Raw genomic sequence first — 12,554 nt, 5'->3', positions numbered from 1 at the left:
GTTGATTATTTAGCGCTACTTAGTGTCTCTAATGAGATCACAAAATAGTTTCCTACAAACGCCTACCAGCACTCAATATAGAGCCTATAGGCAAACAACAAACTTAAATCAGTTCGGCTAACATGCTTTCGGCATATGGCACCAGTTCGACACCATCGCGTACTTTAGCCACATAGTCTGGGTTAGCAATAAATGGACGGCCAACGGCTAATAAGTCAAATTTATTGGCCTCAATAGCTGCACTACCTGTTTCAGCGCTATAACTGCCTACACCCACTAAAGTGCCTGTGTAAACACTGCGCATGTATGCAGACACACTGCCACCTAAATAATCAAATTGCATTGAGTCATCAAAAATACCAGCGTGTAAAAACGCTAAGTGACGCTTTGATAATTCGGGTAATAGGTAATCAAATACGGCGCGGTCACGTGAATCGCCAGCCATATTAAAGTAGGCACCAGGAGATACACGCAGGCCAGTACGATCAGCCCCAATACGAGCAATAACGGCATCGACAACTTCAAGTGCAAAACGAGACATGTTTTCAGGCGTTTGGCCGTATTCATCATCACGACGGTTGCTGTCATGATGTAAAAACTGATCAATTAAATAGCCATTGGCACCATGGATTTCAACGCCATCAAAGCCGGCATCGATTGCATTTGCAGCCGCTTGAGCATAATCGTTCACTAACTGTTTAATGTCTTCTAACGTTGCCGCTTTTGGTGTTTGGTAAACCAATTCACGCATTCTTGGCACGGTACCTTCAACCGCTTGTGCAGAAGCTGATAACACCTCACCCCCACCAAAAAAGTGTGGGTGAGCTACACGGCCGGTATGCCAAAGTTGGGCGAAAATTTTGCCACCATTTTTATGCACTGCATCTGTAACCACACGCCAGCCATCTATTTGCGCTGGAGTAAATAAACCAGGAGTGTTTGGATAACCTTGACCATCAGCACGAATAATCGTCGCCTCGCTAATAATTAAGCCAGCCTCTGCACGGCGCGCATAATAATCGGCAATTTGCTGAGTCGGCACTAAGTCATTATCAGCCATACAACGCGTTAATGGCGCCATTAAAATCTTGTTTGATAGTGTTAGGGTGTCATTGAGTTTGTAAGGTGTAAATAAATTGGCCGTCATGTGACGATCTCCTTTATTGAATATGCATTCAAGAATATTATTTATTGAACATACATTCAAGTATTTTTTGAATACTCGAATAAATTTAGTTAGACTCAGACGATATGAGTTATTACGCTTCATTGTTGACCAAAAGTAGCCAAGTATGAGACATGCTGAATTTCACAAAGAAAAAGTTTTACGTGCTGCTATGTGTACCTTTTTGGTAAACGGATACGCAAAAACTAGCATGCAAGATCTCACCAAAGCGACAGGGTTACATCCTGGGTCAATTTATTGCGCATTTGACAATAAAAGAGGCTTATTTATTGCGGCAATTGAGCAGTATCAACAGGATCGGTCTCAACAGTTTGAGCAACTATTTGCCAATGAACATTCTGCTCTAGATAATCTGAGCCGTTATCTCGCATTAATTGTGCAAGAAGGATTAAGTTGTGATGCCACCCAATCTTGCTTATTAACTAAGTCATTAAGTGAAATGGGCGAACAAGATGAACAGATTAAGCAAATAGCATGTAATTTTTTGCAGTCATGGCATCTGGCTTTAGCGCAAGTATTTGAAACAGCAAAACAGCAAAAGCTAATTTCAGCACAAAGCAACAGCCAATTTTTAGCGCAATATTTGGTCATGGGGATTTATGGTTTACGAACCGTTGCCAGCACACAACCTGATATTGACGTGCTGCAACCTTTAGCAGACAAACTGCTTGCGGATTTAATCAGACAATAAAAAAGACACGCTAGTGTCTTTTTATTGATTGCAACTCACTTTATGTTTAACAGGCAGTGATTAACCGACAGTGCGCTGCGAATATACTCGCTCGCCTAATGCGTTTAATATTTTGCACTCCCCTTCAAGTACCGCGATAATGGATTTACCACGACGAAATGACTCAGGGATCATCACTCGACCCGTTTTGCTCACCTCAAGGTCGGTTAATACGGCATTATACATTTCAAGACCAGCGGGAGCTTCGTAAAACAGTACAGTGACTGTTGCACTCTGTGCTTGACCTGCATCAGCAGATTCAGATTTCATATTTGGACTCTCATTTCTAGCATACTTAGTAAGTGTAGAAATGATATTGATACTTGTAAAATACCAACATCAACTCAGAATAAATGGCAATAACCTCAGGCAAGCGCCCTTGAGCATTACCACAGAGAAGTCCTTTCTCTTTGATTTTTATTATTGGCAGCAAACGATACCATATCGTTAAATTGTATTACCGATCACCTGCACTTGAAACATAAAGTTAACACATCTGATGTGTAAATATTAGTATTTCGAGCAAACTCACATTGCAACACACAGCCCGAAATGATGACAGTTATCGCGTTATCAGCAGTATTTCAACAATATTTATGCTCTACACCTAAACACATCTGCTTATTCCTGCTAGAATCGGCGACAATTTTACGACTTCCATTTCCGAAATATAACGAGATCAAGATGGGCAGAGCATACCAAAACCGTAAAGAATCAATGGCTAAGACAGCAGGCCAAAAAACTCGACTTTATTCGCGCTACGGTAAAGAAATTTACATTTGTGCCAAACAAAGCGGTGTTGATCCTGATGGCAACTTAGCGTTACGCAGCTTAATTTCACGCGCCAAGAAAGACCAGGTGCCAGCACACGTTATTGAACGTGCAATTGAAAAAGCACGTGGCGGTGGTGGTGAAGATTACGATACTGCACGTTACGAAGGTTTTGGCCCTGGCGGTTGTATGGTGATTGTTGACTGCTTAACTGACAATGGTAACCGCACATTCACTCAGGTTCGTCAGGCTTTTGTTAAAAATGATGCCAAATTAGGCAGCCCAGGCACTGTAGGCCATATGTTTGAACATCAAGCCGTATTTGTCTTTAAAGGCGAAGACGATGAAGCCATTCTTGAGTTACTGATGATGGCTGAAATTGATGTTACAGACGTTGAATTAGAAGACGGCATGATTAGCGTGTTTGCACCTATTACCGAATTCAACAACATTAGAACCACGTTAACAGAAGCCTTCCCAGACATCGAGTTTGAAGTTGAAAACTTATCGTTTGTACCACAAACAATGACAACCGTTAGCGGTGAAGACATTGAAACGTTTGATAAGTTTATTGCAGCATTAGAAGACTGTGATGATGTACAAAATATTTATCACAACGCTGAAATTGACGAAGCATAAACAATTTAAAGCAACAAATAAAAACGCAGCCATTACGCTGCGTTTTTTATTGAACTAAACCAAGTTAATCACGATTAACGTAGGTCCATCTCTTGTACTTTTTCGTATGCGATTTCAGGCGCGGTTACATCTGGCTTATCATGTAAATCAGCTTTTAATTGGCCTTTGCGGTGTTTCAATGCTGCATCTAACTTTTTAGCGGCACTGCTAATGGCTGGATACATAACTGCGTTGTTACCTTTTGCAGCAATTCGAGTACCTTCATAATTGGTACGAATTTCAACATCAAATTCACCATGCTCTTTAGCAATGATGATATCTAGCGAAATAAGCGTTGGGAAATGGCTAGCGATTTTTGCGAATTTTTCTTCTACGTGTTGTTTGACAGTATCAGTAACATCAACATGGTGACCAGAAAGATTTATTTTCATAGATTGTCCTTAACAGAATTTTACTTGCCAAATTTATCGCGTGGTACAAATGCATGCTGACATAAATAACAGACTAGTACAAATGCATGCTTACATAATTAGACATGGGGCATGTGGGTGAAATCACAAGTGGTAAAATCATAAGTGACTTTGTATCACCGGCAATTGTGTTTAAAACCAACTCGAATGGACTATGTCAAATCGACCTAACCCTTACATTGATTAAACATCAGATTACTGTTTAAGTATAGACACATTTTTAACGATATTGGCTGCAACTTTTAGGCAGATCGCTTAAATGGTGATAAAGCCATCAACTTTTACTCAAAAGCAGTTAATTTATAAATAAATATGCCGATTTAAATTTTTTTTCATCGTTAAAATTAAGTCGAATTAATGAATAATAGGACTCAAAATGGCAACAAAACACCTCCAAATTGACATAGTGTCAGACGTAATGTGCCCCTGGTGCATTGTGGGTTATCGTCGTCTTGAACAAGCATTAAGCCAATTTGACGACCTAGATGTGACAGTACAATGGCACCCTTTTGAGCTCAATCCATCAATGGGACCAGAGGGCCAACATTTAGGCGAGCACATTGCAGAAAAATACGGTTCAACACCTGAGCAAAGCGCACAAAACCGTCAACGTTTAACCCAAATGGGAGCCGACTTAGGGTTTACGTTTAATTTTTCTGACTCATCACGAATTTATAACACCCTACTTGCCCATCAATTACTGTATTGGGCGGCTGACTCTGGCAAGCAAACTGAATTAAAATTGGCCTTGTTCAAGAGCTATTTTACCGAGCAGAACAACCCAGATAATATTGAGGTGTTAGTCGATGCGGCCACCAGCGTTGGGCTAGATGCAAATGAAGCCCGCGAGGTATTAACTGACAAACGTTATGAAAAAGCGGTCAAACAAGAAGAGCAATTGTGGATAAGCCGCGGTATTCAAGCTGTGCCAGCCATTGTGTTTAATCAGCAGTATTTAGTGTCCGGCGCTCAAGAGCCCGCCACCATAGCAGAACTTATTACCAAGCTCACTACCACAGCGGCTTAGCCTATCCCCATAACATTAAACACAAAACCCAGCGTGAGCTGGGTTTTATCAGTAAATGCTGGTTCGTTAACGCCAGACCCTAGTTTATTTTTGTCACCATTAATGTCGGCGATTCAGCACTTGGCCCAGTTACCGTAAAGCGATAAGTACCAGCTGTTGGTGCACTAAAGTGCATGTTAGCGCCTTTTTTAGCTAAGGTTTTTAACATGCCTTCTGCCACTATTTCATCACCGGCGATGGCACCAAAGTCAACTGTTGACCAGTCTGACGTCGCGATTTTAAATTCGTGATCACCTGCTGTCAGGGCAATATCAACATGATAAACCGACGCGCCCTGATAAACCAACATGTCTACTTCGCCCCAGCCGTTCATGCCGCCGCGCACATAAACCGTGTTTCCAGCAAACATGTCCGTTTTGTCAACACTCAACTGCGGCGCATTACGATTACTCATGTCAAAAGTGAAGCTATACATAGCATCAGAAGCAACATTAACACTGAGGTTACCACCTTTTTCAGCCAATGCTTTTTCAATACCAAGCTGAACGCTTCCGTCAGCATCTAAACTACCGTAATCCACCGTACTCCAGTCGCTAGAGGCAATTTTAAAACCTTTAACGCCAGCGGTTAACATGATTTCAGCGCGGTATAAACTGCCACCTAAGTAGACCATTTCATTATCTGTTGACCAACCATTCATATCACCGCGTAAATAAACCGGGGTATCAACAAAAGGCTCTTCGTTATAAACCGATAATACTGGGTTGAGCTTGTCGGCAGCATTGAGCGAGAACACATAGGTTGCATCACGGCTGGCGGTAAAGGTCATATTAGCCCCTTTTGCTAGCAGTAATTCTTCAATGTTTTCTTCAACAACGGCAACGTCACCTGATACCGCACCAAAATCGACGGTGTTCCAGTCTGCTGAGGCAATTTTAAAGTTATAGCTATTGGCGGTAAGCGAAATAGCAAGACGGTATTCACCATTGCCGACATAGGTTAATTTATCTACTTCACCCCAGCCGTTCATGTCGCCACGCACAAAGATATCCGTGCTGCCAAATGGCACCACATCGGGAGCGCCTGCTGTTGCGTTAGCTTTTAACCCCTCGCCTTGTGTGTCGCCCTGCAATTTAACAAATACGGCGGTGGTGTATGCCGGTACAGTAAACTCTCCTTTGCCATCACCTTGTGTAAAGCTGGCGTTTTGCACCGCATTATCAATAGACATTTGTTGAACTGCATGCAGGCTAAAACCGCTAGCAGTTGCAATAGCCTGAGTTTGCTCTTGGGCTGTGCCATTGATTATCACAACCATGGCATCCACATTAGGATCGATGTCGGTTAATCCTAGGCCATCGTCAATGCTCATGGCAATCACGCCTTGCTTTTGATTTTTACCAATATTATGAAATCCCACCCGGTCGATAATATCTTGTGAGGTGGTTAATCTGAACAATTTGCTGTTTTGTCTAATCGCCAAAAACTCATTGAATACCGATGAGGCAAATTCAATTTCAGAAGCTGATGCTGCCGCATTCGGATTAGCCGAAATTCCGCTAATGACGCTCCATTTGCTTTCGTTGTCTTGCGCAAGCGGTAAGCCTACGTTCCAGTTATTGCTGGTTTTGCTAAAGTCGACCCAGTTAAACCAGTCGCCGGCATCATAGGTGTTTCTGTCCATTGATTTAGAGCGCAACATATCGCCGCCCATTTGTAAAAATGGAATACCCTGGCTCATTAATGGAATTGTTGCTGCAATATTTTGCACTCGCACGCGATGTTCAAGTGATAAACCCACATCATGTTTGTATTGCAAAATATCCCACAACGTTTCGTTATCGTGCTTAGACACATAATTGATGCTGTCTGCAGGATCTAATGCGTAAGCCGTTGGTTGGCTGTTCCAACTAAAGCTACTGCCTTTGGCTGAATTACCATTAAAGTCTTTTAACACGTAATCTTGTAAGTTACCGGCCATTGATAAGCGTAAGGTATCTTGATCGCGTAAATAGTCATCTTTTTTGTCGGTGGCAAATAACGCCCCGCCACGAACGGCCTCGCGAATGCGATCATTAAAGGTGCCAACGTCTGTCCCCGCCATATTCGCCTGAACAGCTTGCTCAAATAAGCGGTTGTCGGCAACCTCGCCAAAATTCCAACCTTCACCATAAAAGTAATTATCAGGATCTAACGCTTGCACCGCTTCACGGGCGGCTAAAATACTGCTTTTAGGCATGTGACCCATCACGTCAAATCTAAAGCCGTCATAGCCGTATTCTTTGGCTAAAATAACCAAAGAGTCGCTAACAAACTTATCCATCATGCGGTGTTCTGTGGCGGTATTGTCGCAGCAGGTTGATGTTTCAATTTTACCGCTGATCTCGTTATATCTGTGGTAATAGCCCGGCACCACTTTATCAAACACTGAATTGTCCCACAGACCAGAAGCACTGGTGTGGTTGTATACCACGTCAAGCACCACGCGTAAGCCAAGCTCGTGTAATGCTTGATTCATTGCGCGTAGTTCTTTAACACGAGCAGTGCCCTCAGAGCTCGATGCGTAACTGCCCTCAGGCGCGATAAAGTGATGCGGGTCGTATCCCCAGTTAAAACCGTCATAACTGCGAAGTGCACCCACTAAATCTTGTGCATCTGCAGAGCCGGGTAAAAAATCAGCTAATATTGACGCAATTGTGGCGCTTTTATCTTGAGTTTTACAGGCATTGGCAGAGTCATTAATTTGCGTACATAACTTGCCTAATGTGTCGGTGATTTCGATACGCTTAGTGACATCTTCTTCGATAGTGGCGATATCTGTGGTTGGCAATACATGAAAATGCGTTACCCCAGTTTCGGCCAATTTGCGTAAATGCTCAACCGGAGCGCTGCCTGTCTCGGTAAAGGCTAAATACTTGCCTCGATTAGCCTCAGAGGTACTTTCATCTCTTGCGCTAAAATCGCGAATATGACCTTCATAAATAACGATATCTTCTGGATTTTCAACGGTCATTACAGTGTGACCGTCCCAACCTTCAGGTTTTAAATCATCATCACTTAGCTTTATAAACTGGCTGTATCGCCCATTGGTAGACACGTTAAGTGAATAAGGGTCGGTTGTTTCTAGTGTTTCGATTTTTTTTGATACCGGGTGATACACGGTCAACTCATATCGGTAATATTGGCGGTCTAAGCTCATGTCGCCGCTATATGACCAAATTCCCGTGTCGTTATTTAAGTTCATTGCATGAGTGGTAGTGAGTTTTTTAGTGCTGTCAAACACCTTTAAATTGACTGACTTTGCGGTAGGTGCCCACACATTGGCGCTGATAGTGTTGCCATCATAAATGACCCCAAGCTCTGCCTCATCTGCGTCATTTTCACCTTGGGTGTACAAATCATCGAGCACTTTTGCCACTTGCACATAAGTTGCTGCAGTAGGTTTATTGTCACTGTCATAAGCTACCAGTACCAACTGCTCTTTCGCCATGGCTTTGGCTTCGTCAGCGGTAAAGTTAGCCTGGTACGCCGGCCATGAAGCCAAATGAGGCACTAATTTTTTTTGTGCATCGCTTAACTGAGCGTCAAGCAGTTCAACTTGCATGCCACTTATATTGCCATCGTTATCGGCCTCAATACCAGCGCTAGATGAGTGATGTAATACAAATTTCGCAACACCATCGCTAGGCTCATTCCATACAAATGTGTGTTGATCTAACCAGTGCGCACTGGCACCGTCGATAGAAAATCCAACATCTAAAATAGGATAATCATACACATCGCTTTCACCATGAATGGTAAAGTTAGTTCGGTTAAATTGTGCTTCAGGGGCACTATCATCCTCATAGGCTTTAAGGCTCATGGTTAAGTCAGAGTCGCCCAATGCTTTGCCTGAACCCTCAGTGCCAATATGGATAATAAAGTTTGCGCAATCACTGTAACCGTCTTTTAAATTAATCACCCAATACGCCCCATAATTGGGATCGATACCATCAAACGGATGACCATTTGCCCAGTCGCTTGAGTCAAATGGTGGTGCATAGGCATCGCAGGTGTCGTTGTTCCAGGTATGGAGTTTATAGCCTGGGTAATTGGGGTTACTGCTGCTGTTGTCTTTATCTTTAATTCGGTTGTAATACAGTACAGCCTGGTTAGGCCCAGCCAACACCGTAGGAAGGGGTAAGTCGGGGTTATAACCTACAATACAACTTTCGTTTTTCGCATCAGGAAACTTAGGGGCTGGGCAACTCAATGCCGGTGGTGCGACGCATTCGGTACCGGCTGCATTTGGTACATTAGGTACGTTACAGGTTAGTAACACTTCGCCTGGGGATGATGAATCGCCACCACATCCCATTAATGTGACAACACTCAGCGCCAATACACTTAATGTCGACATTGTTGATTTAGTCATCATAGCTGACTTCTCCCTATCGCATATTGCCCTTTGGCAATGAGATGATTTTTAATTATTGTTATGAGTAATAAACCTGTCTGTTGTTTACATGGCATAGGTGAACCCCAGATAAAATTGGCGGCCAAAATATTGTAATGTGCCGGTTTTGTTTTGATTGCCAAAAAAGCTCTTTGTCGGCTCGTCGGTGAGGTTATTGACTTGAAATAAAAGACCTAGGCCGTCGTTAACTTGGTAGGAGGCTTGATAATCGATAACGGTTTCGGCGTCAAAGTTCACCACTTGCTCGTTAATCGCTACCTGCTCAGAAACAAACTCGTCTCGATACCTTGCACTCACACGGGTTTCGAAACCTTCATAACTGTAAAATAACGTCGCGCTGACAACATTATTTGATAAACCTGGTAGGTCTTGCGTGCTTGTATCACCGCCTAGACTGGTAATGGATTGCACTTCAGATTCGGTATAGGAGTAACTGGCATTAAATCCAAGTCCCGACCATGCATCAGGCAAAGAGGCAAAAACCTGGGTATATGCCAGCTCTATCCCACGAATATAGCCGCCTTCAGCATTGTTTACAGCAGTGGTATAAGTGCCATTCGTTGTCGCAATTTGCTCACCACTGACTTCGTCGACTATGTAATCAGGTACGTTAAAACCATTTGCTTTAAAATCGAAGTTTTCAATGGCGATGGTGTCGATAAACGAGTCAATATTCTTATAAAACACCGCGGCAACAAAGGCGCCTTCGTCAAAGTATCGCTCGTAAGATAAGTCATACTGATCAGCATAAAACGGCATTAAAAATGGATTGTTGGTGCTGGAACCGTTAATTTTTCCATCGTCTGACACTGAGGCACTGATATCACCCGCTAATCTGTTAATTGGTGGGCGAGACATGACTTTTGCTGCTGCGAAACGAATTTGTGAGTCGTCGGTAATGGCAAAGTTTAAGTTAATTGAAGGGAGGTAGTCGGTGTAGCTGACACCCTGCACTGTTGATACATAGTTTTGGTTAATAATACCAATACTGTCAGCAATGTTTTGTGCACCAAGATTAATGTCACCATCTACATTTTGCAGCATAGTCGCTGATTGGTCGGTATCGACCATACGAACGCCAATATTACCCGTTACAGGCAAACCGCCTATCTCGGTATTGATATTGGCCATAACATAAGCAGATATCACCTCCTCATACACTTCACCGCTTTGCAGCACACTCCAGGAGTAGTTAGTGGTATAGCCTTGAGGATCAACAACGCCATCAGCATTACCCCAGGTTTGTACCGGTTGTGGAATACCATTAGGGAACCAGGCATTTAACGCTGCGTCCAAATCGATGGCTAAATAAGAGGGAAAATAGCTAAAGTCTCCTTGCCAATCAACAACGGTAGTCATGTCTTCGGTGAGTTTTAGTGGCGGCTCTGATTTTGAGAACGCGCCATCGTTACCGTATTCAAATACCGAGCGGTCGTTAGAATAAGTCCGGTCTGAAAAACGGGCACCAAATTCAATACTCGAGATAAAGTCAGTATTTAAATCATAGGTAAAATCGATACGGTATGCTTTCATTTCATCCTCATTCACAAAAGGATAAATACCGTATTTACTCACCATAACTCGATTGATATCAGAAAAAGCATCGGCTTGATTAAACCCAACATCAGGTAAATCTAGACCATTGAGCAAATAGCTAATCGACACATTTTCATCAAATATTGGCGTTTCGGCATTGGCGTCAACAGCAACATTTGACCACAACAACCCGTTACGAAAATCGCTTTTGGCTGACGATAACGATACATCAAGGTTGACATTTAACCTGTCGGTAACTTGCCAGTCGGCATTAACACCAAAGCTGTTTACTTCGTCAAAGTCTTGGTTGTCGTCGTTAACAATCTCAACCCGTGTATAACTTTTAGAAGTACGATTAAATGTTCCCCCAATCATGCTGTTGCCATCAAACACTGGGTTAGCAACACTGGCATTGCGGCCACCTAATTTAGCCCTAAACCCACGCGCAAACGACTCACTGTCAAAACGCGACATAAACGCATCGGCTTTAACCACAAGATTGTCAACTGGAGCCCATTCAATGGCTCCCATGTAGCCATTTCGAGTTTCAACACCACCTAAGTGCTGCATTTCAAACCCTTCACTGATGTATTCAAAGTCAGGATTATCGATGGGGCCATTAGTGTCGTTTGCTAATCCATCAAGCTCTTTAGAATCGTTGTAGGCTAAACCTATAAATTGAGTGGCCACGCTGGGCTGTTCAAGACGGGCATAACCGACCGCAATCCCTAGGGTGTCTTCTAAAAATTTACCTTGATAAGAAAAGCTTAAGCGGCTGCCATATTCTTCTGCGCCAAACACTTCGCTGGCACGATCGTTATGCATACCACGGGCATTAACCACAAAGCTGTGGTCTTTATCAATGCTTAGCGGGCTGACCGTTTGCAATTCAACGGTACCGGCAACGCCACCTTCAATAAGCGATGCTTTAGGCGACTTATATACTGCTGCAGAGCTAATTAATTCGGAGGGGTATTGGTCAAACTCAATGCTGCGAGAACCGCTAGTAGAAACCTGCTCACGGCCATTTAAGGTTGAAAATACAAACCCGCCAGACATACCACGTATGTTAATTTCGGCGGCCTGCCCACCGGTTCTTACGGCCGAAATACCTGGCAAGCGAGTCAGTGCATCTGCCATTGACACATCGGGTAGCGCGCCTAAATCATCTGAAGATAATTGCTCAGATACCGTGTCACCAAAGCGTTTTGAATTAAGTGAATCAATTAAACTGCGGCTGTAACCTTTAACCAAAATACGTTCAATAGGCTCAGCGTCTGCTTCATCTGTTGTCTGGTTGGCCGTGATATCCGTTGCATTTGTCACGGGCTTATTCAATTCAATACTTTGTTTAGTATCGGTTGGCTGTTCAACCTTATCATTAGCTTTTACCGCTTGAGGCATAAACATCACACTCAGACCGGCGGCAACTAACGCTAATGTTAAGACATTGGGTTTGCTTTTAAGCATTGGTTATTCCCTCACCATCTCGTTTATTAGTGATCCAACACTCAGTTTATTCATGCTGAAGATGCTAAATATTGGACATTTATTATTCGGATATACTAGTCATCTGCCTGAATAATACACAACACGATGCATACGTATTCATAACAAATTGATAACATATACTTAATTGCAATACCCACACAAAAACAAAGCTAACCATTGATTTTATACGAATTTTTACTTTTTGAGATTATTAGCCGTGTCAGCAATCTCATTGTAAAAATGTCATT

Annotated in this window: 8 protein-coding genes; 3 read left to right on the top strand and 5 right to left on the bottom strand. The window is 42.9% G+C overall.

Going from position 1 to position 12,554, the window contains the following annotated elements; all coding sequences use genetic code 11:
* Positions 1–103: 103 nt before the first annotated feature.
* On the bottom strand, positions 104–1,147 hold the full coding sequence (locus K8B83_RS08645; RefSeq protein ID WP_223419593.1) for an alkene reductase: 1,044 nt from the start codon (positions 1,145–1,147) through the stop codon (positions 104–106).
* A 145-nt stretch (positions 1,148–1,292) separates the two neighbouring features.
* Between K8B83_RS08645 and K8B83_RS08640 the strand changes: the two genes are divergently transcribed.
* Positions 1,293–1,877 (top strand): TetR/AcrR family transcriptional regulator, encoded by a 585-nt coding sequence (locus K8B83_RS08640; RefSeq protein ID WP_223419590.1) that lies wholly within the window; start codon positions 1,293–1,295, stop codon positions 1,875–1,877.
* 60 nt (positions 1,878–1,937) lie between these two features.
* Here the strand turns inward: K8B83_RS08640 and K8B83_RS08635 are convergent, their stop codons facing one another.
* Entirely contained in the window at positions 1,938–2,186 is a 249-nt protein-coding gene (locus K8B83_RS08635) for a TIGR02922 family protein (RefSeq protein ID WP_188738794.1), read from the bottom strand.
* A 414-nt stretch (positions 2,187–2,600) separates the two neighbouring features.
* Here K8B83_RS08635 and K8B83_RS08630 point away from each other — a divergent pair, with 414 nt between their 5' ends.
* The gene (locus tag K8B83_RS08630) at positions 2,601–3,326 is read left to right on the top strand and encodes a YebC/PmpR family DNA-binding transcriptional regulator (protein WP_188738793.1); all 726 of its coding nucleotides are present in this window, start codon (positions 2,601–2,603) and stop codon (positions 3,324–3,326) included.
* 74 nt (positions 3,327–3,400) lie between these two features.
* On the opposite strand, the gene hpf is transcribed toward K8B83_RS08630, so the two are convergent.
* Positions 3,401–3,757, bottom strand: a complete 357-nt coding sequence (gene hpf, locus K8B83_RS08625) for a ribosome hibernation-promoting factor, HPF/YfiA family (RefSeq protein WP_188738792.1) — start codon at positions 3,755–3,757, stop codon at positions 3,401–3,403.
* Between the two features lie 415 nt (positions 3,758–4,172).
* On the opposite strand from hpf, the gene K8B83_RS08620 reads away from it, so the two are divergent.
* On the top strand, positions 4,173–4,823 hold the full coding sequence (locus K8B83_RS08620; protein WP_223419587.1) for a DsbA family oxidoreductase: 651 nt from the start codon (positions 4,173–4,175) through the stop codon (positions 4,821–4,823).
* 79 nt (positions 4,824–4,902) lie between these two features.
* On the opposite strand, the gene pulA is transcribed toward K8B83_RS08620, so the two are convergent.
* Both pulA and K8B83_RS08610 read right to left on the bottom strand, forming a co-directional pair.
* Complete coding sequence (gene pulA, locus K8B83_RS08615; RefSeq protein ID WP_223419584.1) at positions 4,903–9,240, bottom strand: pullulanase-type alpha-1,6-glucosidase; 4,338 nt, start codon at positions 9,238–9,240, stop codon at positions 4,903–4,905.
* A gap of 84 nt (positions 9,241–9,324) precedes the next feature.
* On the bottom strand, positions 9,325–12,285 hold the full coding sequence (locus K8B83_RS08610) for a TonB-dependent receptor (RefSeq protein WP_223419581.1): 2,961 nt from the start codon (positions 12,283–12,285) through the stop codon (positions 9,325–9,327).
* Between the last annotated feature and the right edge of the window lie 269 nt (positions 12,286–12,554).

This window comes from Shewanella inventionis (assembly GCF_019931735.1).
GTDB classification, from domain to species: domain Bacteria; phylum Pseudomonadota; class Gammaproteobacteria; order Enterobacterales; family Shewanellaceae; genus Shewanella; species Shewanella inventionis.
The sequence above is the reverse complement of the archived record's forward strand: the minus strand, read 5'-3'. Positions and strand labels throughout refer to the sequence as shown.